Consider the following 23,193-nt stretch of genomic DNA (forward strand, 5'->3'; position numbering starts at 1 on the left):
AGGAGGGTCGAAAGGGGCTACGTGTGCCACAGGTCGCCAAGACTCACCGGCGGATGCTTCCTCAGTCCGCCGCTCTGAAAGGTCGAGATCATGCAGGCGAAAGGTAAAGCGTCGAAGGTTTTGATCGCCGCGCCAGCGGGAGCCGGTTGCACACATTGGCGAGGGGAGCGTGTCGCGTCGTGAGACGCCGCACCGTCACCAGGCCCTTACGGGCAGAGCCTCACGGCCCGGCAGGTGGAAAGCCTGCACCTGTTTCCGGTGGCTGCACAGTCGTAGCCGCTATCCCTCCCCGCCCTGAAGGACGGGGTTTCTCGCGGAGGAACCGATGAGCACGCCGAACACCCCGGAGTCCCTGGACAGCGAGCGTGAACGCACCCGCACTGGCATGTCCAAGGCCGCGCTGAAGCAGGACTTTCTCGACAATCTGTTCTATATCCAGGGCCGTTTCCTGGAAGTGGCCACACCGCACGATCTCTACATGGCCGCGGCCTTCACAACTCGCGACCGGTTGCTCGAACGTTGGGTCAAGTCGGCGCAGCTCTTCAAGAGCAGCCATGCGCGCACCGTCTGTTATCTGTCAGCCGAATATCTGCTCGGCCCGCATCTGGCCAGTAATCTGGTCAACCTCGGCATCACCGAGAACGCGCGCGAGGTCAGCGAGGAGCTGAAGCTGGATCTCGATTCCATCATCGAGGAAGAAGAAGAACCGGGTCTGGGCAACGGTGGACTCGGGCGGCTGGCAGCGTGCTTCATGGAATCGCTCTCGACCTGTGAGGTGCCGGCCATCGGCTATGGCATCCGTTACGAGTTCGGCATCTTCGATCAGGCCATCGAGGACGGCTGGCAGGTCGAGAAGACCGACAACTGGCTGCGCAACGGCAATCCCTGGGAAATCCCGCGCCCCAAAATCTGCTTTCCGGTCGGCTATGGCGGACACACCGAGTCCTATCGCGACGAGCGCGGCCAGATGCGCCAGCGCTGGCAGCCCGAACTCGAGATCAATGGCGTGGCCTATGACACCCCGATCCTGGGGTACGGCACCGAAAACGTCAATCTGCTGCGGCTGTGGAAAGCCGAGGCATCCGAGTCGTTTGACTTCCAGGCCTTTAATACCGGCGACTACTATGGCGCGGTCTATGCCAAGATCGAGGCCGAGACCATCTCCAAGGTGCTCTATCCCAACGACGAGCCGGAAATCGGTAAGGAACTGCGGCTCAAGCAGCAGTATTTCTTTGTCTCCTGCTCGATGCAGGACATGATTCGCTTGCATCAGAACACCGTCGGCCCGTTGGAGAGCTTCGCCGACAAGTTCGTCGCCCAGCTCAACGACACCCATCCGGCGCTCGCCGTCGTCGAACTCATGCGACTGCTGCTCGATGCGCATGGCATGAGCTGGGATCAGGCCTGGGGCATCACCCATCGCACCTTCTGCTACACCAACCACACACTCTTGCCCGAGGCACTTGAAACCTGGTCGGTGAACCTGTTCGAGCGCTTGCTGCCGCGCCATCTGGAGATTATTTACGAGATCAACCGCCGCTTCCTCGACGAAGTGCGGGTGCACTTTCTCGGCGATGAGGCGCGGATCTGGCGCATGTCGCTGATCGCCGAGGGCGACGAGCGGCGCGTGCGCATGGCCAATCTAGCGGTCGTAGGCAGCCAGGCCGTCAATGGCGTAGCCGAGCTGCATTCCAAGCTGGTCAAGGCGACACTGTTCAAGGACTTCGCTGAACTCTGGCCAGGGCGTTTTCATAATGTTACCAATGGGGTCACGCCCCGTCGGTTCATGGTGGTGGCCAACCCGCGTCTGGCCCAGCTCATCACCAAGACCTGTGGTCACGAGGACTGGATTCGCGACCTGGAGCGCCTGCGCGAGCTGGAGGCGCATGTCGATGAGGCCGGACTGCAAGAACAATGGCTGACCGTCAAGCGCGCGGCCAAGCAGGATCTGGCCGCCTGGATGAAGCAGGCGACCGGCGTCCAGCTCGACCCCGAGTCGCTGTTCGATGTTCAGGCCAAGCGCTTCCACGAGTACAAGCGCCAGCATCTCAAGGTGCTGCACATCATCCGCTGCTATCAGCGCATCAAACAGGGCCTGTCTCAGGATCTGGTGCCGCGCGCCTTTATCTTCGGCGGCAAGGCCGCGCCTGGCTATTTCATGGCCAAGCTCATGATCAAGCTCATCAATGCCGTCGGCGCCGTCATCAACAACGACCCGCACGTCAATGGCTGGATCCGGGTGGCCTTCATGCCCGACTTCAACGTCAAGAATGGCCAGCGCCTCTATCCGGCCGCCGATCTCTCCGAACAGATCTCGCTCGCCGGCAAGGAGGCCTCGGGCACGGGCAACATGAAGTTCTCGATGAACGGGGCGCTGACTATCGGCACGCTCGACGGGGCCAATGTCGAGATCCGCGAGGCGGTTGGAGAGGACAATTTCTTCCTGTTCGGGATGACCGCCGAGGAAGCGCTGCAACGGCAGATGACCGGCTATCGGCCCTGGGAGCACTATCAGAGCGACGCCAAACTCAAGTCCGACATCGACCTGATCAACTCGGGACTCTTCTCGCACGGCGACACTCAGATCTTCCGCCCGCTGACCGACAATCTCGTCAACCACGATCCCTTCATGGTGCTTGCTGACTACCGCGCCTATCTGGACTGTCAGAAGACGGTGAGCGAGACGTACAAGGACACGCAGCGTTGGACGCGAATGTCGATTCTGAATGTCGCGCGCATCGGACACTTTTCATCCGACCGCGCGATCCGCGACTATGCCGAGCACATCTGGAAGATCACGCCCAAGCCGATCGAGCCGGCAGCCGGTTGAGTCTCCTAGCGCCGTGCGATCCGAGGGGATGCCGCAGACAAGGCGTGGTTTACAGTGATGTTCAGTTGAATCAACCACTTGAATCGCGCGCGGCGCTCTTTGGCACACAAAAAATGCGCATGCCTCAAAAATGGCTTGTGTGAACTGGATCACAGTTTAGAATACGACTCTTCGATGACAACGAGCAGGGATATCTAAAGGAAATGCTCAGCCTCATCCAGGAGCGGCCCCCCCGACGACGCTCACTGCCCAGGGGCCATACACGGATATGCACCTCCGGGAGGTCAGGTCTCGCCAGCCTCCCGTCTCTAACTCGCCCATCTCGCCTTACCTCGCTCGGGCGAATCGTCCTGTTTCGAGATCGCAAGACACCCCGCTTCAACCACCCGAGCGACTGGAGTCGCCCGGGTTCTCATGGCGCGAGCGTACCGAACGGGCGATGGAAACGCGCAGTCCGTCCGGAGCACTCACGGGACCAGTTTGACGGTCCCGGCGGATCATCGACGTAGAAAAGGAGTGACACCATGAACCCACCTCTTAAGACGCTGTTCGACGTCAGTGTACTGGTCGACGCCCTGACCAATGACGAGCACCACACGCCCGAATCCTCCGCTGCCTTGACGCTGGCGGCCAACGGCCAGATCACCGGCTATGTCAGTGCGACGACCATCGAATTGCTCCACGACCACCTCACACGCGCTCATGGTGACCTGAGCGCGCGCGCGAGGCTGAACGAATTGCGCGCCATGCTCGAAATCGCCCCGGTCGACGCGCAGGTGATCGATGCGGCCATTGGGCTTGGCTGGCGTTATTTTGACGATGCGCTGCTTCATGAGTGCGCGCGTGTCAATGGACTCGATCATGTCATCACGCTCAATGCACCCGACTTCGACGAAGCCACGCTGCCGGTGCTCGCTCCGGGCGACCTGCTCCGGCAGATGCAGTCGGCGGTTGCCTGAGGTTAAGCGACCCGACCAGCCGTAGGGGACGTCATGCGTCCCCTACGGCGCTTTGCGTATCCAGGTCTTTGCGGTTCAAATGTCTCTCCGGTTTCAGCCATCCGAGACTCCACACCGTGACGACACCCTCGCCCACCCCCGATGAGCCTGCCCGCCCGCTCCTGACACTCCTGCGCGACTTCGCGCGTGAATCGCGTCTGCCCGAGCCGCGCGAGGGGCTGACGCTCGACACCCGGCTCGAATCGGATCTTGGACTCGACAGCCTGAGCCGCGCCGAGCTGATCGCCCGTATCGAGCGCGGTCTGGACGTCCAGTTACCCGATACGGCGCTGCTCGCCTCCACACCGCGCGATCTGCTGGCGCTGATGCACGGGGCGTCGGACTCGGTGGACTCCGAGAGACCGAGTGTCGATGCCGCCACGCCGACGACGGGCACGCGCCTGGATCATCCGGCCGACGCGCGCACCCTGCTCGACGTACTCGCCTGGCATCGCGACCGCCAGGGCGAGCGCGTCCATCTGACCTATTACGACGGCGACGACCGGCCGCATCCGCTGACCCATGCCGCGCTGGCCGAGGGTGCCGCGCGCGTCGCCGCCCGTCTGCGCGCCGCTGGAATCAAGACCGGCGCGACGGTCACGATCATGCTGCCGACCGGATTGGACTATTTCTTCGCTTTCTTTGGCGTGCTGATCGCCGGTGGCGTGCCGGTGCCCATCTATCCACCGGCGCGGCCCCAGCAGCTCGAAGACCATCTGCGCCGTCACGCCCGACTGCTCGATAACGCCGGCGTGCGTGTGCTGATCACGGTCCCCGAGGCGCGCCCCGTCGCCCGGCTGCTGCGCGCTCAGGTACCGTCGCTGCATGAGATCCTGACGCTGGAGGGGCTGGACGCGACGGAGCCGTTGAACCGCGCCGACTGGGCCGATCCGAGGCCGGACGATCTGGCGTTTCTGCAATACACCTCCGGCAGTACGGGCGACCCCAAGGGCGTGATGCTCACCCACGCCGATCTGCTCGCCAACATCCGCGCCATGGGCGAGGCCATCGCCATTGCGCCCGAGGATGTCTTCGTCAGTTGGCTGCCGCTCTATCACGACATGGGCCTGATCGGCGCCTGGCTGGGCAGCCTCTATTTCGGCGTGCCGCTGATCTCGATGTCGCCGCTGGCCTTTCTCGCGCGTCCCCGGCGCTGGCTCCAGGCGATCAGCACCCATCGCGGCACGCTGTCGGCAGCGCCCAACTTCGCCTATGAGCTGTGTCTGACGCGACTGTCGGACAGCCAACTGGAGGGGCTGGATCTCCGTTCCTGGCGGCGGGCGTTCAACGGCGCCGAGCCGGTCAGCGCCGACACCCTGCGCCGCTTCGCCGAGCACTTCGCGCCCTGCGGCTTGCGGCCCGAGGCGCTGGCGCCGGTCTATGGTCTGGCCGAGGCCGCCGTCGGTCTGGCCTTTCCGCCGGTCGAGCGCGGGCCGCGTATCGACTGCATCGACCGCGTGCGTTTCGCCGGCTCGGGCTATGCCCTGCCGGTGGCCTGTGACGATCCGGACGTGCTGGAGGTGGTCGCCTGTGGTCGTCCGCTGCCGGGCTATCAGGTGCGGATCGTCGATGAGTCGGGCCAGCAGGAGCGACCCGAGCGGCACGAGGGATTGCTGCAATTCCAGGGACCATCGGCGACCCAGGGTTACTATCGCCATCCCGAGGCCACCGCGCGTCTGATCCGCGACGGCTGGCACGAGACCGGGGATCGCGCCTATCTGGCCGGCGGCGACATCCATCTCACCGGGCGGGTCAAGGATCTGATCATCCGCGGCGGGCGCAATCTCTATCCCTATGAGGTCGAGCAGGCGCTCGGCGAGCTGCCGGGCATCCGGCGCGGTTGCGTGGTGGCCTTCGCCGCGCGCGATGCGCGTCAGGGCAGCGAGCGGCTGGTGATCGTGGCCGAGAGCAAGGAGCGCGATCCCGAGCGACGGGCGGCGCTGGCCCAGCGGGCGCGCGAACTGGCCACCGAGGTGCTGGGTCTGCCGCCCGACGAGATCGTCCTGGCCCCGCCGCATGCCGTGCTCAAGACCTCCAGCGGCAAGCTGCGCCGGGGCGATACGCGCGCGCGGTATCTGGCCGGGCGGTTGTTCGAGGCCCCACCGGCGCCGGTCTGGTCATTGGTGCGGGTGAGTGCACGGGCGATTGGGGGGCGACTGCGTGATGGGTTCGCCCGGCTGCCTGCGACCCTCTATGTCGGCTATGCCTGGCTGGTGTTCTATGTGCTCGCCCCCTGGGTTTGGATGGGCGTTATGCTCAGTCCACGCCTGGCCTGGCGCTGGTGGCTGGCGCGTGGCGGTGTGCGGCTCCTGCATCGGCTCACCGGCGTGCGCCTGAGTGTGACCGGGCAGGCGCAGTTGGCGGCGCTCGACCAAAGCCTGGTGCTGGTCGCCAATCATCAGAGCTATCTCGATGCGCTGGCGTTGATCGCGGCCATCCCGCGCCCGGTGCGCTTCGTCGCCAAGCGTGAGCTGACCGTCAACCCATTGGTCGGACGCTTTCTGGAGCGGATGGGGACACTGTTCGTCGAGCGGTTCGATCTCCAGCGGAGTCAGCGCGAGGGCGAGCGGTTGCGGGCGGCCTTGCGTGATGGGTCGAGTCTGGCGTTCTTTCCCGAGGGGACCTTCCGCGAGCAGCCGGGTCTGCTACCCTTCCGTATGGGGGCCTTTGCGGCGGCGGCTGAAGCCGGTGCGCCCATCCTTCCGATCGCGATTCGGGGCACGCGCGAGGTCATGCCGGGGGACAGTTTTCGGCCGCGTCCTGGGAGGATCGAGGTCGTCATCGGTGCGCCGATTGCACCGCAAGGAGCGGACTGGGAGGCGGCCAGCGTGCTGCGCGATGCAGTCCGCGCCGTCATCGCCGCTCAGGTCGAAGCCTGAGCGTCTGAATAGACCGACCATATCCCAGCGGGAGGGCCACGACATGAAGGAGGCACGTTTCTACGACCGGCTCGACGCCAAACGGGTCCAATGCCGGCTCTGTCCACACGACTGCATCATTCCGAACGGCGGTCGCGGTGTCTGTGCGGTGCGCTACAACAGTCAGGGCACGCTGTTTACGCTGGTGGCCGATCGGGTCGTGTCGCGCAGTCTCGACCCGATCGAAAAGAAGCCGCTGTTCCACGTCCATCCTGGATCGACGACCTATTCGATTGCCACCGTCGGTTGCAACCTGCGCTGCACCTGCTGTCAGAACTGGGAGATCTCGCAATGGCCGCTCGATCGTCTGCCCAAGCATCTGGAGCCGGGCGAGGTCGCGTCAGCGGATGGTCTGCCACTCTGTCCGCAACTGGCGCGACTCGGCGACCGGGTGCCGGGCGAGCCGATAACCCCGGCTCAGATCGTGCAAGCGGCCCAGGCGTCGGGGGTGCGCTCCATCGCCTACACCTACACCGAGCCGACGATCTTCTATGAGCTGGCTTACGAGACGGCCTGTCTGGCGCGCGCGGCGGGACTGGCCAACGTCTTCGTCACCAACGGCTACATCAACGCGGCGCCCCAGCGCGAGCTGGCCGGCGTGCTGGATGCGGCTAATGTGGATCTCAAGTTCTTCCGCGATGAGAGCTACCGTCATATCAGCCGCATCAAGCTCCAGCCGGTGCTCGATGCCATCGTTTGCTATCACGCGCTCGGGGTCTGGGTCGAGGTGACGACCCTGGTGATTCCTGGGGTCAATGACTCGGATGAGGAACTGCGTGAGATCGCGCGCTTCATCCACTCGGTCTCGCCCGACATCCCCTGGCATGTCTCGCGCTTCCATGGCTCCTATCAGATGACCGATGTGGCGACTACGCCGGCGGCAACCCTGAGACGCGCGGCGGCCATCGGACTGGAGGCTGGCTTGAACCATGTCTATGTCGGCAATCTGCCCGGCGATGGCGGCGAGGATACGCACTGCGCCGGATGCGGCGTGCGGCTCATCCAGCGTCACGGTTTCCAGCTACTGGAGAACCGGATCCTGCATGGCGTCTGTCCGGATTGTGGAACGCTGGTGGCGGGGATTGGGATGGGGGCGCGCTGAGGGCGGCGGCCTGATGCACCAATCGAGTGCGAAACAGTCGAATCCGGGGCAGAAATGACGCTGATTGGAAGAGACTCAGTCACATGCCCCATCGGTCTTTGTTTGTAGTGGATTGATAAAACGGTAAAAACAGCTATCAGATCAAAGCTGGCACTGATAATGCTTAATTAAAGGCGGCAGAGTTGAGACTTTTCCCTCTGTCTCGTTCTCTGACCTCCTCAGTGGTGATTGCGCCCCGCCTTCCCTGGCGGGGCTTTTTTATGATGGATCAACCATGGTCAGATCGCTCAACGCGAACCTTAACCCGATGCCCTAGGACGCCAGCCGCCGCTTCGATTTGGTCTAAACGCGAGGCGTGGCGCAAGTCGAGGAGTCGATCGACCTGCGGCATGTGCCAACCCAAGCGGCGTGCCAGTTCAGCCTTGCGGATGCCCTGCTCGGTCATAGCCTGATAGACACCCAGCTTCGCGCACTCCAGGGCCGATGGGCGAACTGTCGGACGCCCGTTGGCGGGAGATACCTGGGGAAGCGGCTGGCGCGCGTCGATATAGAACGACAACGCGGTTTCCAAGGCATCCACAGCATAGAGCAGTGCCTCATCGATATCCTCACCTTGTGTGATGGCCTCGGGGACATCGGGAAAGGTCACGACGAAACCACCTTCCGGCTGGGCCTCAAGCAAGACAGGATAATCAAACATCGTTTATTGCCCCTTCAGACCAAGTTGTTTCTTGATGGCCTCGACCGTGCCGGTTTTCAGCTCGGTGGCATGCATCGGCAACACCGGTTCGAACTCATGGCGACTCCAGTTCAGTCGGCTGACCTTTGGTGCGAAATGATCAGAACCCATTGGTCTTTGTGCTAAATAACACACGGCATCACTCAATCAAAAAACATAAATAGCTGATATATAAAAATAAAAAATACGGCCCGATATATGCATAAGCACTTGTAGTGTTATTTCGGAGCCAGCCATGCCCACCCTTCATCATCCGGTCATCATCAACGATACCACTCTGCGCGACGGCGAGCAGTCGGCGGGTGTGGCCTTCTCGCTCGACGAGAAGCTGGCCATTGCGCGTGGTCTCGACGCGCTCGGCGTCCCGGAGCTGGAGATCGGCATCCCGGCGATGGGCGAGGAGGAGCGCGAGTCGATCCGCGCCGTGGCCGCGCTTGGACTCTCAGCACGGCTCATGGTCTGGACCCGAATGCTCGCCGACGACATCGCCCAGTGCCGCGATCTCGGGGTGCAACGGGTCGATCTCTCCATTCCGATCTCGGATCAGCAGATCGCGCGCAAGCTCGGGCGCGACCGGGACTGGGTGCTCGCCCAGATCGCGCGCAAGGTTCGCCTGGCCCTGGATCTGGGGTTGGAGGTCTGTGTCGGCGGCGAGGATGCCTCACGCGCTGATCCCGAATTCCTCTGGCGTGCCGCTGAGACCGCCCAGGCGGCCGGCGCACGGCGCTTCCGCTTCGCCGACACGGTCGGACTGATGGACCCCTTCGGTCTCTACGAGCGTCTGCGCGATCTGCGCGCCCGCGTGGATCTCGAAATCGAGATGCACGCCCACGATGATCTCGGGCTGGCGACCGCTAACACCCTGGCCGCCGTGCGTGCCGGCGCGACTCACGTCAACACCACGGTCCATGGTCTCGGTGAGCGGGCCGGAAACGCGGCGCTCGAAGAGGTCGTCATGGGCCTCAAGCACGTCCACGGTCTCGACTGCGGCGTCACCCTGAAAGGCTTTTCCAGCCTCTCGACCCTGGTCGCCCAGGCGTCCGGCAAACCGATTGCCTGGCACAAAAGCCTGGTCGGTGCCGGCGCCTTCACCCACGAGGCCGGCATCCATGTTGATGGTCTGATCAAGGATCCACTGAATTATCAGGGCGTCGATCCGGCCGAACTCGGACTCAACCACCGGCTGGTGCTCGGCAAGCACTCGGGCCGCCACGCCGTGCAGCGCGTCTATGCCGAGAGCCTGTGCTTCGAGCTGGACCAGGACCAGGCTGAGCGCGTGTTGCCACTGGTGCGCCGCTTCGTCACCGAGACCAAGCGCAGTCCAGAGACCGGCGACCTGCGCCGCTTCCTCGCCGAGATCGGCTATCCGCAAACAGCGCGACTTCAATAGGGGCATAGATCATGGATCTACTGGATTTCAGCGGCGAGGACATGTATTTCGACGAGCCGGTCAGCCCGGACGTCGAGGCCCTGCTCCTGGACGCGGCACACCGCTATGGCGAGGAGGCCGCCGAGCGCAGTCTGCTCCAGGCCTATTTCCTGGAACCCAGTCATCTGACGGTACTGGTCGCGCTCTATCGCTATTTCTATTATCAGCATCGCTATCGCGAGGCCCTGATCACCGCCGACCGGGCGATCCTCATCACGGCGCAACGGCTGGAACTGCCGACCTCGTGGCGCGATCTGTCCGAAGCCAATCTGGCACAGTCGGCCCTGACGTCCATGTCGCTGACGCGCTTTCTGCTGCTCGCGCTCAAGGGATCGAGCTATCTGCTATTGCGGCTCGGCGAACCGGTCGAGGCGCTGGAGCGACTCGAAACGCTCGTCCTGATCGACACCAGCGACCGGCTCGGACTTCAGGAACTGCTGCAACTGGCGCGCTCGGCCGTCGCTGAGCATCAGGCCACAGCGCCCGCACGATGAGATCCATGTTCGGCGCCAATGACCGTTCGCCCTATCTGATTGACAACGACCCGGAGAGAGCCATGACCGACGACGACTTCGAACTCGACCTGAGCGAACTGATCAGCGCGGAGGATTTCCTGGAGTATTTCGGGATCGATTACGTGCCGTCCGTGGTGCAGATCAACCGTCTGCACATCCTGCAACGCTTCCACGACTATCTCGGTCAGGTCGATGAGATGCCGGACTCGATCCAAGCCAGGTGGGCGCTCTATGCCGATCGGCTCAGCACGGCCTATCAGGACTTCGTGACGTCTGACGCCCAGACCGAAAAGGTGTTTCGGGTGTTTCGGATGCACGAGCCAAAACAGGTCGCCATCCCGCTCAATGATCTGATGGAGAGCCGCCCCCATGCGACCTGAGTATGACTATGGCGACGAGGTGCGGGTGCTACGCAATGTGCGCAACGACGGCACCTATCCGGGCGAACCGACCGGCGCACTCCTGATCCGGCGCGGCAGCACCGGCTATGTGCGTGATGTGGGCACCTTTCTGCAGGATCAGATCATCTATTCGGTGCATTTTCTCGACAGCGACCGCATCGTCGGCTGCCGCGCCGAGGAACTTCAACGCGCCGATGCGCCCTGGACTCCGAGCCGCTTCGAGTTTCGCGATCAGGTCGCCACCCGGCTGCCGCTCGGTCTCCAGGGTCGTGTTCTGGTCGAGGCCGGCGAGGTCGGCGAGGTGATTCGGGTCTTGCGCGATCATCCGGGCGGCGTGGCCTATCACGTCCACTTCCCCAATCGCAACACCCTGATCGTGCCCGAGACGGCCCTGACCGAAACCGAGGCTCTGGTCGAGTAACGGCCGGTGCCATCCTGGCGCTGGAACGGATCGCCACGACGCCAGCCCAATGGAGACCTGGAGATTCCGATTGTGTCAGCACGAACTGAGCGCCCTGTCATGTACCAAGCCACACTGGATCAGCCACACGAAGCCTGCGCCGAGTATCGCTACCACCTGCTGCGTGCCGCCAGCGAGCGTTTCCAAGCCTCGATCGCGGACCTCGATCCCGAACAGCGCGCCGAGGTCGAGCACCAGGCCGAGCGGACCTGGGCCTTAGAGTCGTTGGTCCTGACGACGAGCGAGGCACGCGACACACTGATTTCGGAGCGACACCTTGCCGAGGCCGTGGCGGAGGTTCGGCGGCGTTATCCGAGTGAGTCGGCGTTCGTGGAAGATCTGGAGCGCAACGGGCTCGATGAGGCGGGGCTCGGTCGCGCACTTCAGCGCGAGCTGATGTTCGATGCGGTGATGACCCGTATCGGGGCACAGGCCGAGCCGGTCAGCGAGGACGACGAACGGCGTTTTCACGCCGAGCATCGCGACCGCTTCGAAACCCCGGAGCGACGCCACGCCCGTCATCTTCTGATCACCATCAATGACGATTACGCCGAAAACAGCCGCGAGGCTGCACGCGCACGTATCGAGCGCCTGGCGGCTGAACTCAAGGAGCATCCGGAAGCGTTCGGTCAACTGGCGCGCCAGCACTCCGAGTGTCCGACAGCGATGGAGGATGGGCGTCTCGGCCTCCTACCCCCTGGTCAGCTCTATCCTGAACTCGACGCGGCGCTCTTTGCGCTCGGCGAAGGTCGGATCAGTGGCGTGATCGAGTCCGAGATCGGTTTTCATCTGCTCTGGTGCGAGCGCATCGAACCGGCGCGCGTGATCACGTTCGAGCACGCGCGCGCGCGCATTCGCACGCACCTCGAATCCTACCGCCGCCGGGAGTGTCAGAAGGCCTGGATCGCACATTTGAAACAGGCCGGAGGCCGCGCGTCCTAGGCGACTTGCCGCTCCTGCCCCTCAAGATTGCGGATCAGTGGATAGAGATACTCAGTCTCGCGCTGCAGGCGATCCATCACTAGCGCGAACATCTGCTCGGTATCCTGGAGAAAGGAGGCGTGATCGTCGATCGTCAGCGCGTGACGCTTCTCCGAGCACCACTGCTTGACGTAGGAGGCGAAGATGCGCTTGATCTCGGTCGAGCCTGAGAGAAAGCGGTTGGCGGTGTTCTTGACCGACTGATCCGGATAGGACAGCAGCTTGCCGCACAGATCGCGATCGACGACCTCCATGTGCTCGCGGATATGATTCGTGAGATCGAAGAACACGTCGCAGGCGACATCGGTATCGCACATGGAACGCTCGCTCACCAGATAGAGAAAAACGTTCGAAAGCTCAGTGATCTTGTGGTTCTGAGCGTGTAATTGTTCAAAAGCGACCATGTTTGAGACTCCTCCTGTTCGATCGATGGCAAGGACGATTATTTTAGTGGCTTCCGCCGTAAAACGACGGCCTGACGGTGTTGGTGGCTGGCACAGGTCGCGTTATCAGGCCTCGCGACTCGAGTAAACCATGGAGCCTCTTGCATTTTACGCGAAATGCCGAGGATGAATATAGATTCCGTATGCTCAATATTTATGTTTGTCACGGCATACGCCAACAAAATAGTCGGACATGATGGGCCGTCATCGGCGGAGGCGCGCGACCGGCAAGACCACACATCCGCCGAGCCTTTCCGGGCGCGATACAGGTTAAACTGCGCGACCTATCCAACATTGTAGGTCTCGCCCAAGGAGCGAACGCCCCATGCTCGACAAAAAACTCCTCGACATCCTCGTCTGCCCGGTCACCAAGGGTCCGCTGATCCTCGACAAGGCGCGCGGAGAACTGATCTCGCTGTCGGCCCAGCTCGCCTATCCCATCCGGGACGACATCCCCATCATGCTGGAGGACGAGGCACGGCACCTCACGCTGGAAGAACTCGACAGCTATCGTTGAAGACGGCCCAGTAGCGTCAAGGCTCAATGGGCGATGATCAGCCGCAGCGCATCGAGTCGAAGATGGGTCTTGCCGAACAGCGCCTCAAGCCGTTCGCGCCGGTATTTCAAGCGTGCGATCTCGTCGGGGCGGACTGTGGGGTTGACCTTGGCTAAGGTTAGCAGACGCTCCAATTCGTTCCCAAGCACCTGATCCATCCGCGCTCTGGCGTCCTGTTCCAGACGCCCAAGTGCTTCATGCGCCAACGCCTCGCCCTGCTCCAGCATTCCGGCCAGACGCACGGCCTGTGATTCGATCAGGGCGCGGGCGAGCTTGGCGTTGTGACTCAGACAGTCGCCGCGCAGGCTCGCGTGCGCAATCTCGCCGGCGCGATCGCGTCCCTCGGCATCGAGCAGCAGACGCACCGGAGTCGGCGGCAGAAAGTGGCCCATCTGGAGTTCGGGTGGGGCCGGACATTCGGCGACGTAGAGGATCTCCAGCAGCAGCGTTGCGCGCGCGAAGCGGGCGTCGTTCTGGATCAGGATCAGCGCCGCGCTGCCCAGTTCCGAGGCGGTCAGCAACTCCATCGCTTCGCGTGTCATCGGATGCTCCCAGGTCAGGAACTCGCGGTCCTCATGGGCCAGCGCCTGGGCGCGGTCGAAGGTCACGGTCAGCCCATCCTCGGGCAGACGCGGGAAGGTTTCTTGCAGCATCTGCGGACCGGGGCGCACCACCAGCGAGCCGCCGGGGCCGGGTTCGTGCTCAACGCCGAAGGCGTCCCAGAAGTCGGTCAGATAGTCCGCAACCGTGCGCTCGGCATCGAGGGCCGCGATCGACTCGACCAGCGCGGCATCGCGTGTAAGCCGGTGTGAATGCAGTTCGAGCAGCCGATCGCGTCCGGCGGCCAGGTCGCTGTTGAGCTGAGCGGCCAGCGCACGGGTCTCCGCGATCAGGGCGTCAGTCAGCCCAGGCTCGCTCAACGCCGTGCTCAGACGCCCATCCAAGCGCTCATGCACGGCCGCAGCGGCTGGACACAGATGCTCGAAGGCGCCCAGTCCCTCGGCATACCAGCGACACAGCACCTCCATGGGACCGCCGCTCAGATAGGGCACATGCAGGCGGATGGTCTGGGTCTGGCCGATACGGTCGAGCCGGCCAATGCGCTGTTCGAGCAGATCCGGCTCCAGCGGCAGGTCGAACAGGATCAGATGATGAGCGAACTGGAAGTTGCGCCCCTCGCTGCCGATCTCTGAGCACAGCAGGATCTGGGTGCCATCCTCGACAGCGGCGAAATAGGCTGCGGCGCGGTCGCGCTCGACGATCTCCATGCCTTCGTGGAAGACGGCGGCATGGAGTCCGGCGCGCTGACGCAGCGCCTCGCGCAGTTCGAGCACGGTGCGCGCCTGGGCGCAGATCAGCAGCACCTTGGCCGGACGCAGGGCGCGCAGAGTGGCGATCAGCCAGTCGAGGCGTGGGTCGAACGCCTCCCAGCCGGGGCCATGCGCATGCTCGGGCGTCAGACGCGCCAGTGGGTCCGCGAGCGCACGATAGGCGTCAGGCTCCGGCAGCGGATGCGCCATCAGCTCACGGCGCGGAAAGCCGGGGATGGTGGCGCGGGTGTTGCGAAAGAGCACGCGCCCGGTGCCGTGACGGTCGATCAGACGTTCGATGAGCGTCTCGCGATCCAGTCCGTCGAACTCGCCGAGCAGCGAAGCGAGCCGTGCCCGGTCTTCGTCGTCGAGTGGTTCGTCATCGAGCAGCCGGGCGGCCAGCGCAGCAATGGGTGCATAGCGCGCCTCCTCATCCTGGAAGGCGATTGGATCATGGAAGCGCGCCGGGTCGAGCAGACGCAGGCGTCCGAAATGACCGGCGCGGCCGAGCTGTTCGGGCGTGGCCGTCAGCAGCAGCACCGATGGAATCCGCTTCGCCAGTGCCTCGACCAGCCGATAGGCCGGACTCGACTCGGTCTCCGACCAGGTCAGATGATGGGCTTCATCGACGATCAGCAGATCCCAAGGCGCCTCCAGCACCGCCTGCCCGGCCGCCGGCTGCTCGACCAGCAGCTCCAGCCCGCAGAGCACGCGCTGCTCAGACAGAAAGGGGTTGTCGTCCTGGATCGAGTCGAAGCGTTCCTGGTCGAAGAGCGCCAGCGCCAGATTGAAGCGGCGGCGCATCTCGACCAGCCATTGATGGAGCAGCGGCTCGGGGGTGAGGATCAGCACCCGGTGCGCGCCGCCTGTGAGCCGCATGCGGTGCAGGATCAGCCCGGCCTCGATGGTCTTGCCCAGCCCGACCTCGTCGGCCAGGAGCACGCGCGGGGCCTCGCGGCGCGAGACCTCGGCGGCGATATGCAGCTGATGCGGGATGAGCGCCACGCGCGCACCGACCAGCCCCAGGGTCGCTGAACCGGCCTCGCGCCTCCCCTGCGTCCAGGTCCGATGACGCAGCCGGAACCAGTGATCGCTGTCGAGCCGTGCCGCCAGCAGGCGCTGGCCCGGGCGGTTGAAGATCAGGCGGTCGTCGAGTTCGGCCTCGGGCAGGTCGTGGATCAGTCCGGCCTGATCTTCGCCACGATAGGTGATGAGTCCATGCGCGGTACGCACCTCGATCACCCGCAGCTCACGCCCGGCGCGGTCGCGGATCCGCTCGTTGCGTCCCACCACCAGCCGGGCCAGCGGCGCCTCGTGCCGCGCATAGAGCCGGGTTTCGCCAGTCGCCGGATAGGCGATGCGCACATGACGGCCCTCGACGGCCTCGACCAGGCCGAGTCCAAGCTCGGTCTGGGTCTCGCTCAGCCAACGCTGACCGGGTACGAAATCTTGCATACAGAACGATCACTCAAATCATCTAGTGGTAGCCAAGCCGAGCACTCAAACGGAACGCCGGGCCTGGATGTCGCGCAAGGTGTGCGCCGCCCGCTCGAACTCGAAGCCCTGGATCTGGTCGATGAGCTCCTGGGCACCCTCGCCGAGCACTGTGTTCAGAAGTCCCGTTTTATCACGCACGAACCGCAGGGCGCGCACGTCATTTTCAGCCAGGAGGACGGACAGTTCGGCGAGTAGCGAGTCAAGTTGTTCCAGATTCACCGACCCCGTCCGCTCAGCGACATGAGGCACCGGACTCGTCGCGCCACCCTCGAACACCTGCGGGGACGAATCGACGTCGCTGACCTCCCCTTCGAGCCTGAGCTGCTCCGGTTGGAGCGATGTGCGCAGCCGCACGCTCATCCAGAAGGTACTGCCCTGGCCCGGCTCGCTCACCACCCCCACATCCCCTTGCATGAGGTTGGCCAGACGGCGCGCGATCGCCAGACCCAGACCCGTGCCGCCATAACGTCGGGTCGTCGACTCATCGCCCTGCATGAATGGCATGAACAGACGCGCCTGCTGTTCGGCGCTCAAGCCGATCCCCTGATCCTCGACCTCGAGACGTAGCTGAATCCAGTCGGCTTCATTGGCTTCCAGCCAGGCACGGACCCGGATCTCGCCCTGATCGGAGAACTTGATGGCGTTGGCGACGAAATTGAGCAAAACCTGTTGCAGACGCAGGGCATCGCCGGTCAGATACTCGGGTAAGTCGGGGGCGATCTCGGCGCGCAGCCGCAGCCCCTTCTTCCGTGCCCGCTCGCCGAGCAGGCTGAAGGTCTGTCCAATCAGATGCCGGAGCGAGAAGTCGCTCAGTTCAAGCCTGAGATGCCCGGCTTCGATCTTGGACAGATCCAGGATGTCGTCGATGATACGCAACAGATGGATTGCGGCCTCGCCCATCTTGTGCAACCAGTCCAGCGCGCGCGGGTTCGTGACGTCGCGTTGGAGCAGATGATTCAGACCGATGATGGCATTCATCGGCGTGCGGATCTCGTGACTCATGTTGGCCAGAAAAGCACTCTTGGCGCGGTTGGCCGCCTCGGCCGCATCGCGCGCCTCGCTCAATTCCTGGGTGCGCGCGGCCACCAGTGACTCCAGGTGCTGACGATAAAGCGCCAACTCGGCTTCGGCGCTTTTGCGTGCCGTGACATCGAAGAAGGTCACGACGATCTGCTGGAGGCGTCCCTGCTCGTCCCACAGCGGATGCGCCTCGCATTGCAACCAGGTCAGTCTGGCGTCATCGGGCTTGAGAATTCCCAGCACGAGATCCTGCAAAACCTCCCCGGTATTCGCGACACGGCTGACCGGATATTCGGTCAGCGGCATCGGTGCTCCATCCTCGCGGAAAAAGTGCCAAGCCGGATCGATGGCCGTGCGACCGTGCAACTGATCGAGCGTCAGCCCCATGAGGCGCGAGGCCATGGGGTTGGCAAGGAGGATGCCGGTATCTGGACCATGCACCACGACACCCACATGGAGATTGTCGAGCAGCTCGCGATAATCGCGCTCACTCTTGCGCAGAGCAATCTCGGCTTCCTCGCGCGCCTTGAGTTCCATGGCCAATCGCACGGCCAGCAGACGAAAACGGTTCATGGCGAGCAACAGTGCCGCGATCAGCAGACTGAGGAGTGTCCCGCTAGCGGCGACCATCCAGACTCGAACGTCCCAGCGCAACACCGCCCGCAGATTGGGCTGGGTCAGATACAGGGTCCAGCGCTGGCCATTGAAGTTGATCGGGATGGACTGAGCGCCCAAGCCTGAGCCGTCCCAGTCAGCGGACGCCGTTGGATCGCTGTCATGCATCAGCGCCTCGGGTGTTGCCCGATCGCCCGTGTAGAGCCGCAGATGGATGTGCCGTTCAAGATCCCAGTTCCCGAGGATGCCGCGCATCAGGTCGTCCATGCGGTAGGGGCTGTAGACCCAACCGATCAGAGCCGCACGACGTTGTTCGATGGTTTCGGTCGGCATCCCGACACGATAGACCGGAACATACATCAGGGCTCCGGCCTGGATGTCCTCATCGGTTTCCTGGACCAGCAACACCTTGCCGGAGAGTGTCGCCAAATCCAGATCGCGCGCCCGCTCCATTGCCGCGCGACGCACAGGCTCGGAGAACATGTCGTAGCCAAAGGCCCGCAGATTACGCCCCGAGAAGGGTTCCAGATAGACGATGGCGGTATAAAACGGACGCGTCCCCTCGGGCCAGACGCGATAGTCCGGAAAACCCTCGGCGCGAATCATCTGCTCGTGCTCGGCCAGCCGCTCGGGCGCCATGGCCAGCGCGAAACCGAAACCCAGCACGCCAGGCAGGTTCAGGTGAACCTTCGAGTGCTGGACGAACGCGCGCCACTCCGCCCGGCTGACCTGCTCCGACCCCATGAAAAAAGCGGCCCCGCTGCGCAGCAGCAAGGCGTGGTCATGCAACCGGGCCTGGATCTTGGTGGCGCCCTCCTGGCCGATCAGCAGCAGTTCACGCTGAAACAGTGATTCGACATCCGCCCGTGTATAAAACGTAGCGAGCAGCGTCAACAGCAGCCCAAGAACGAGCGCGATGGCAGCAATCACAAAACGTCTTTGAGGGTCCAGCATAAATCTCGCCTAGAGGCACACTGAGTCCGAGAGCGTCCAAGGCCAGTGATAGCGCCGATTGTGCTACCGTTGAGCGTCCGTTGATGGCCAACGTATCCGAGCACGCGCCTGATGACAACCCAATATCCATTGATCCTCGTTGATGCCTCCGGCTATCTGTTTCGAGCCTATCATGCCCTGCCGAAGCTGACCAACTCGCACGGCGAGCCGACCGGTGCCCTGGTCGGCGTGCTCAACATGCTGCGCAAGCTCATCGAGGATCATCGGCCCGAATATATCGGCGTGGTCTTCGATGCCGGTGGGCGCGGTTTCCGTCACGAACTCTATCCCGACTACAAGGCCAACCGCCCGCCGATGCCGGAGGATCTGCGTGCCCAGATCGAGCCGCTGCTGGCGATCATCCGCGCCATGGGACTGCCGCTGCTGGTGGTGCCGGGCGTGGAGGCTGACGATGTGATCGGTACGCTCGCCACTCAGGCCGCCGCAGTGAACCTGCCGACCCTGATCTCGACCGGGGACAAGGATCTGGCGCAACTGGTCGGCGAGCATGTGACCCTGATCAACACCATGACCGGTATCGTGCTCGACCCGGAGGGGGTGCGCGAGAAGTTCGGCGTGCCACCCGAGCGCATCGTCGACTATCTGGCCCTGATGGGCGATAGTGTCGACAACGTGCCCGGCGTGCCCAAGTGCGGACCCAAGACGGCGGTCAAATGGATCGCCGAATACGGTGATCTCGATGGGGTCATCGCCCAGTCTGATTCGATCAAAGGCAAGATCGGCGAGTCGCTGCGTGCGGTGCTCGATCAGCTTCCACTCGCGCGCCAGCTCACCCGCATCAAACGTGACGTCGCGCTCGATCTGGGACCAACCGATCTGCGCCCGGCTCCGCCCGATGTCGAGACGCTGCGCGACTGGTACGAACGGCTAGGGTCGCGCCGTCTGCTGGCGACACTCGATGGGGTTGGAGTCGCCGGAGCGTCATCTGCGGCAAATACGCACCATCCGGAGCACCAGACCGAGTCTGGGGCCGAGTATGAGCTGGTGCTGACCGAAGCCGCCCTGGAGGGCTGGGTGAGTCGTCTGCAAACAGCCGCACTCTTCGCCTTCGACACCGAGACCACGGCGCTCGACGCCATGCAGGCCGAACTGGTGGGCGTTTCGTTCGCGCTCGAACCTGGACAGGCGGCCTATGTCCCGCTTGCGCATGTCTATCCGGGCGCCCCCGATCAACTCGACCGTGACTACGTTCTGGCCCGATTGAAACCGCTGCTGGAAGACGCCGACCGCCTCAAGGTCGGCCAGAACCTCAAGTACGACATGAGCGTGCTCGCCCGCTATGACATCACAGTGCGCGGCATCGCCCACGACACATTGCTCGCCAGCTATGTGCTCGACAGCACCGCGCGCCACGACCTGGACTCGCTCGCCAAACGCTTTCTGAATCACGACACCATCCGCTTCGAGGATGTCGCCGGCAAGGGCGCCAAGCAGCTCGGGTTCGATCAGGTGCCGCTGGAACAGGCTGGACCCTATGCCGCCGAGGACGCCGAGGTCACACTACGCCTGCATCAGCTCTTCCAGCCGCGTCTCGCCGCCGTGCCGGCACTCGAACAGCTCTATCGCGAGATCGAGATGCCGCTGGTGCCTGTACTCTCGCGTCTGGAGCGCGCCGGGGTACTGATCGACAGCACTCAGCTCGCCAAACAGAGCGCCGACCTGGCTCGCCGGATCCTCGAACTGGAGGAAACCGCCTACCGGGTCGCGGGCCGGCGCTTCAATCTCGGCTCGCCCAAACAGATCGGTGCAATCTTCTTCGACGAGCTGGGTCTGCCGGTCGTGGCCAAGACGCCCAAGGGTGCGCCCTCGACCTCCGAGGACGTGCTCGAACGTTTGGCCAGTGACGGCCATGAGCTGCCCCGGATCATCCTCGACCATCGCGGACTGTCCAAGCTCAAGTCGACCTATACCGACAAGCTGCCGCGCATGGTCGACCCAGATACCGGGCGTGTCCACACCTCCTATCATCAGGCGGTCACGGCCACCGGGCGGCTCTCTTCCAGCGATCCCAATCTGCAGAACATCCCGATCCGCACCGAGCAAGGGCGACGCATCCGCCACGCCTTTATCGCCGCTCCCGGCCATCGACTGCTCGCCGCCGACTATTCGCAGATCGAATTGCGGATCATGGCGCATCTCTCGGGCGATGAACGCCTGCTCGCCGCCTTTGCCAGCGGCCAGGACATCCACCGCGCCACCGCCGCCGAAATCCTGGGGCTGGCGCCTGAGGCCGTGACCAGCGAACAGCGCCGCTCGGCCAAGGCCATCAACTTTGGACTCATCTACGGCATGTCGGCTTTTGGACTGGCGCGTCAGCTCGGCATCGAGCGCGGCGCGGCTCAGGAATATGTCGATCGCTATTTCGCGCGCTATCCGGGCGTGCGCGCGTTCATGGACCGCACCCGCCGGCAGGCGCGCGAAGACGGCTATGTCGAGACGCTCTGCGGGCGCCGGCTGCATCTGCCTGAGATCGGCCATGGCAACCAGGCCCGGCGCGCGGCGGCCGAGCGCACTGCCATCAACGCACCGATGCAGGGCACGGCGGCGGACATCATCAAGCGCGCCATGATCGCCGTCGATGCCTGGATCGAAGTCGAGCGGCCCGCCGCGCGGCTCATCATGCAGGTCCACGACGAACTGGTGCTGGAGGTCGCTGAGTCGGTGGTCGAGGAGGCAAGCGCGCGTGTTCGCACCGCGATGGAAGCCGCCGCCGAACTCGCTGTGCCCCTGGTGGTGGACGTCGGTGTGGGCGAGAACTGGGACGACGCACACTGAATCAGGCAGGGGAACCAAATCCAAGCTCAATAGTCAGAGTTATCGAGCGAAACGGGATCGCTCATCATCCCCCCTGGATGGCGATCCCAATCCCCGGCTACCCCAACCGGGGCGTGTTCCCCCGAGGCCCCACATCCCGGACCTCGGGGGTTCTTTTTGATTTCAGTCAGCGCCTCAATATTGGCGCTTTTTTTGCCTTCAAAATGACATGCTAAACCTGTTTTACCTGACAGGCCGCCGCTCATCGACACGAGCACCTGTCACATAAGCTTAATAAATTTGCTCTATAAATAGCTTCATCGCAGAACATTGATTTTCAAAAGGGGCAGACGTGTCATGACTGAACTCATTCGTATGGGGCGAGGTTTCTTCGAAGACCTGGCAGCGGTCCCGGAGATCGAAGCGCAATTACTCGCCGACGGTTGCCTGACGGAACAGGAATTTGTGAACAAGCATACCGCGACCATCCTCGATCACTACATGCGGCTCTTTCGCTTCGACTTTCTACCCGAGGATGCGGCCTTCTTTGCCGGTACGATCTGGGGGTATCTACAGGTGCGAAGCCTGCGCGAGACCAGCAGGCCGGTCAGCCCGCGTCAAGATCTGCGGGCGACGACCTGGGGGCACGAGACCTGTCAGGCCGCTTGAGCGCAGATTGGCTTCAGGCTCCTGCCACCCAGGATCGTGCAGGCTGCACCAGTCTGGTGCATGCGCCGTCAGGCATTCATCGTCTCGTCACACGCACTGAACGCAGTCGTCAAGATTGACGCTTAACATATCGGAACATGAAGAAGAATCAGGAAGCATCCATGAGTATTGAGCACCGCTACGGTCAGCGTCGTCCGCGTGACATCGACGTTCAGATCCAGTACCGCAACCGTCGTTTCCGCAGCGCCAAGGGGCGTAACCTATCCGACCAAGGGATGTATCTCGAAGTCAGCAATCTGACATTGCCGACCGGCACCCTGGTGGTACTTGAGGTGCGGGACATGGGTCGGGAGTGGCGCATCCCCGCCATCGTGATCCATCAGGACAGCACGGGGATCGGCGTCATGTTCCGCGACATGTATCCCGAATTTCTGGCGGCGAGCGCTGAGTCGTTCATGCCGCCGATGTCGCAACAACCCCCGAACGGCCACGCCGTCGGCCCGGGATGCGCGACCGCCTGAAGCGCCCGCCACTCAATCCCACTCGAACAGCACCCACTGCGGCACCGAGATATTGCGTGCCGAGCGTTCCTGGGCGTCGATCAGCCCATCCCCATTGATGTCATAGAGATAATACGGCGGCCCGACCGGCGGCTGTACCCGCACCAGGTAGAGCACGCCGCGCACCCGATATTCGTAGACGAGATCGCCGCCGGATTCCTTGATGGTGATATCCGGCTCGACGGCCTCGCCTGTGATCGGGGACGGCACGACCTCGGGCGCTTGCAAGAATCCGCTATCCTCTGCGGCTTCGTCTTGAGCATGGACGGTCGTCAGGCAGGAGGCGAGCAGCAAAACAGCAAGTCGTCGATTTGGCACGGGTCACCCGGAGTGTCGGAGAACATGACGCAAATGGTAGTACGAACCGCTCCGGATTGCTTCC

20 protein-coding genes are annotated in these 23,193 nt (G+C 63.4%); 13 read left to right on the forward strand and 7 right to left on the reverse strand.

The features are described 5' to 3' along the window. Positions 1-325: 325 nt before the first annotated feature. The 4 genes from GJ668_RS11170 (at position 326) to amrS (ending at position 7,848) form a co-directional block, all read left to right on the forward strand. A complete protein-coding gene (locus tag GJ668_RS11170; protein WP_155450234.1) occupies positions 326-2,830 on the forward strand; it encodes a glycogen/starch/alpha-glucan phosphorylase in 2,505 nt (834 codons plus the stop codon). Positions 2,831-3,354: 524 nt separating this feature from the next. Continuing rightward, a complete protein-coding gene (locus GJ668_RS11175) occupies positions 3,355-3,789 on the forward strand; it encodes a type II toxin-antitoxin system VapC family toxin (protein WP_155450235.1) in 435 nt (144 codons plus the stop codon). Positions 3,790-3,905: 116 nt separating this feature from the next. Beyond that, positions 3,906-6,707: an AMP-binding protein gene (locus tag GJ668_RS11180; protein WP_186343045.1), complete on the forward strand. Its 2,802-nt coding sequence runs from the start codon at positions 3,906-3,908 to the stop codon at positions 6,705-6,707. A gap of 43 nt (positions 6,708-6,750) precedes the next feature. After that, positions 6,751-7,848: an AmmeMemoRadiSam system radical SAM enzyme gene (gene amrS, locus GJ668_RS11185; RefSeq protein ID WP_155450237.1), complete on the forward strand. Its 1,098-nt coding sequence runs from the start codon at positions 6,751-6,753 to the stop codon at positions 7,846-7,848. 268 nt (positions 7,849-8,116) lie between these two features. On the opposite strand, the gene GJ668_RS11190 is transcribed toward amrS, so the two are convergent. Continuing rightward, positions 8,117-8,548, reverse strand: a complete 432-nt coding sequence (locus tag GJ668_RS11190; protein WP_155450238.1) for a type II toxin-antitoxin system HicB family antitoxin — start codon at positions 8,546-8,548, stop codon at positions 8,117-8,119. A 3-nt stretch (positions 8,549-8,551) separates the two neighbouring features. Beyond that, positions 8,552-8,698, reverse strand: coding sequence for a hypothetical protein (locus GJ668_RS11195; protein ID WP_155450239.1), 147 nt, complete (start codon positions 8,696-8,698; stop codon positions 8,552-8,554). Positions 8,699-8,822: 124 nt separating this feature from the next. On the opposite strand from GJ668_RS11195, the gene nifV reads away from it, so the two are divergent. The 5 genes from nifV to nifM all read left to right on the forward strand — a co-directional run bounded on the left by nifV (position 8,823) and on the right by nifM (position 12,334). Continuing rightward, complete coding sequence (gene nifV, locus GJ668_RS11200) at positions 8,823-9,977, forward strand: homocitrate synthase (RefSeq protein ID WP_155450240.1); 1,155 nt, start codon at positions 8,823-8,825, stop codon at positions 9,975-9,977. Between the two features lie 11 nt (positions 9,978-9,988). Beyond that, positions 9,989-10,510: a hypothetical protein gene (locus GJ668_RS11205; protein ID WP_155450241.1), complete on the forward strand. Its 522-nt coding sequence runs from the start codon at positions 9,989-9,991 to the stop codon at positions 10,508-10,510. Positions 10,511-10,572: 62 nt separating this feature from the next. Continuing rightward, positions 10,573-10,911, forward strand: a complete 339-nt coding sequence (nifW, locus tag GJ668_RS11210) for a nitrogenase-stabilizing/protective protein NifW (protein WP_155450242.1) — start codon at positions 10,573-10,575, stop codon at positions 10,909-10,911. Further along, positions 10,901-11,353 carry a nitrogen fixation protein NifZ gene (locus GJ668_RS11215; RefSeq protein ID WP_155450243.1) on the forward strand — a complete coding sequence of 151 codons (453 nt, stop codon included), beginning with the start codon at positions 10,901-10,903 and terminating at the stop codon, positions 11,351-11,353. Before nifW ends, GJ668_RS11215 begins: the two co-directional genes overlap by 11 nt. A 99-nt stretch (positions 11,354-11,452) precedes the next feature. Next, complete coding sequence (nifM, locus tag GJ668_RS11220; RefSeq protein ID WP_155450244.1) at positions 11,453-12,334, forward strand: nitrogen fixation protein NifM; 882 nt, start codon at positions 11,453-11,455, stop codon at positions 12,332-12,334. On the opposite strand, the gene GJ668_RS11225 is transcribed toward nifM, so the two are convergent. Beyond that, on the reverse strand, positions 12,331-12,777 hold the full coding sequence (locus GJ668_RS11225; protein WP_155450245.1) for a hypothetical protein: 447 nt from the start codon (positions 12,775-12,777) through the stop codon (positions 12,331-12,333). The two genes, nifM and GJ668_RS11225, sit on opposite strands and share 4 nt — an antisense overlap. A 364-nt stretch (positions 12,778-13,141) precedes the next feature. Between GJ668_RS11225 and GJ668_RS11230 the strand changes: the two genes are divergently transcribed. Then, the gene (locus tag GJ668_RS11230) at positions 13,142-13,333 is read left to right on the forward strand and encodes a Trm112 family protein (protein ID WP_155450246.1); all 192 of its coding nucleotides are present in this window, start codon (positions 13,142-13,144) and stop codon (positions 13,331-13,333) included. A gap of 23 nt (positions 13,334-13,356) precedes the next feature. On the opposite strand, the gene rapA is transcribed toward GJ668_RS11230, so the two are convergent. After that, positions 13,357-16,137 carry an RNA polymerase-associated protein RapA gene (rapA, locus tag GJ668_RS11235; protein ID WP_155450247.1) on the reverse strand — a complete coding sequence of 927 codons (2,781 nt, stop codon included), beginning with the start codon at positions 16,135-16,137 and terminating at the stop codon, positions 13,357-13,359. Positions 16,138-16,182: 45 nt separating this feature from the next. Continuing rightward, complete coding sequence (locus tag GJ668_RS11240) at positions 16,183-18,744, reverse strand: CHASE domain-containing protein (RefSeq protein WP_343032209.1); 2,562 nt, start codon at positions 18,742-18,744, stop codon at positions 16,183-16,185. A 135-nt stretch (positions 18,745-18,879) separates the two neighbouring features. Here GJ668_RS11240 and polA point away from each other — a divergent pair, with 135 nt between their 5' ends. Beyond that, positions 18,880-21,603, forward strand: a complete 2,724-nt coding sequence (gene polA, locus GJ668_RS11245; protein ID WP_155450249.1) for a DNA polymerase I — start codon at positions 18,880-18,882, stop codon at positions 21,601-21,603. Positions 21,604-21,629: 26 nt separating this feature from the next. On the opposite strand, the gene GJ668_RS11250 is transcribed toward polA, so the two are convergent. Then, entirely contained in the window at positions 21,630-21,848 is a 219-nt protein-coding gene (locus GJ668_RS11250; RefSeq protein ID WP_155450250.1) for a hypothetical protein, read from the reverse strand. Positions 21,849-21,939: 91 nt separating this feature from the next. Here GJ668_RS11250 and GJ668_RS11255 point away from each other — a divergent pair, with 91 nt between their 5' ends. After that, on the forward strand, positions 21,940-22,251 hold the full coding sequence (locus tag GJ668_RS11255) for a hypothetical protein (protein WP_155450251.1): 312 nt from the start codon (positions 21,940-21,942) through the stop codon (positions 22,249-22,251). A gap of 161 nt (positions 22,252-22,412) precedes the next feature. Then, the gene (locus GJ668_RS11260) at positions 22,413-22,772 is read left to right on the forward strand and encodes a PilZ domain-containing protein (protein ID WP_155450252.1); all 360 of its coding nucleotides are present in this window, start codon (positions 22,413-22,415) and stop codon (positions 22,770-22,772) included. Positions 22,773-22,784: 12 nt separating this feature from the next. Here the strand turns inward: GJ668_RS11260 and GJ668_RS11265 are convergent, their stop codons facing one another. Next, positions 22,785-23,039: a DUF2782 domain-containing protein gene (locus GJ668_RS11265; RefSeq protein ID WP_246194802.1), complete on the reverse strand. Its 255-nt coding sequence runs from the start codon at positions 23,037-23,039 to the stop codon at positions 22,785-22,787. Between the last annotated feature and the right edge of the window lie 154 nt (positions 23,040-23,193).

Origin of the sequence: Allochromatium palmeri (genome assembly GCF_009720725.1) — a bacterium.
Lineage (GTDB): Bacteria > Pseudomonadota > Gammaproteobacteria > Chromatiales > Chromatiaceae > Thermochromatium > Thermochromatium palmeri.

Coding starts and splice junctions, on each gene's coding strand:
- GJ668_RS11170 (WP_155450234.1), top strand. CDS start 326: ATGAGCACGCCGAACACCCCGGAGTCCCTGGACAGCGAGCGTGAACGC.
- GJ668_RS11175 (WP_155450235.1), top strand. CDS start 3,355: ATGAACCCACCTCTTAAGACGCTGTTCGACGTCAGTGTACTGGTCGAC.
- amrS (WP_155450237.1), top strand. CDS start 6,751: ATGAAGGAGGCACGTTTCTACGACCGGCTCGACGCCAAACGGGTCCAA.
- GJ668_RS11190 (WP_155450238.1), bottom strand. CDS start 8,548: ATGTTTGATTATCCTGTCTTGCTTGAGGCCCAGCCGGAAGGTGGTTTC.
- GJ668_RS11195 (WP_155450239.1), bottom strand. CDS start 8,698: ATGGGTTCTGATCATTTCGCACCAAAGGTCAGCCGACTGAACTGGAGT.
- nifV (WP_155450240.1), top strand. CDS start 8,823: ATGCCCACCCTTCATCATCCGGTCATCATCAACGATACCACTCTGCGC.
- GJ668_RS11205 (WP_155450241.1), top strand. CDS start 9,989: ATGGATCTACTGGATTTCAGCGGCGAGGACATGTATTTCGACGAGCCG.
- nifW (WP_155450242.1), top strand. CDS start 10,573: ATGACCGACGACGACTTCGAACTCGACCTGAGCGAACTGATCAGCGCG.
- GJ668_RS11215 (WP_155450243.1), top strand. CDS start 10,901: ATGCGACCTGAGTATGACTATGGCGACGAGGTGCGGGTGCTACGCAAT.
- nifM (WP_155450244.1), top strand. CDS start 11,453: ATGTACCAAGCCACACTGGATCAGCCACACGAAGCCTGCGCCGAGTAT.
- GJ668_RS11225 (WP_155450245.1), bottom strand. CDS start 12,777: ATGGTCGCTTTTGAACAATTACACGCTCAGAACCACAAGATCACTGAG.
- GJ668_RS11230 (WP_155450246.1), top strand. CDS start 13,142: ATGCTCGACAAAAAACTCCTCGACATCCTCGTCTGCCCGGTCACCAAG.
- rapA (WP_155450247.1), bottom strand. CDS start 16,137: ATGCAAGATTTCGTACCCGGTCAGCGTTGGCTGAGCGAGACCCAGACC.
- polA (WP_155450249.1), top strand. CDS start 18,880: ATGACAACCCAATATCCATTGATCCTCGTTGATGCCTCCGGCTATCTG.
- GJ668_RS11250 (WP_155450250.1), bottom strand. CDS start 21,848: ATGAGCGGCGGCCTGTCAGGTAAAACAGGTTTAGCATGTCATTTTGAA.
- GJ668_RS11255 (WP_155450251.1), top strand. CDS start 21,940: ATGACTGAACTCATTCGTATGGGGCGAGGTTTCTTCGAAGACCTGGCA.
- GJ668_RS11260 (WP_155450252.1), top strand. CDS start 22,413: ATGAGTATTGAGCACCGCTACGGTCAGCGTCGTCCGCGTGACATCGAC.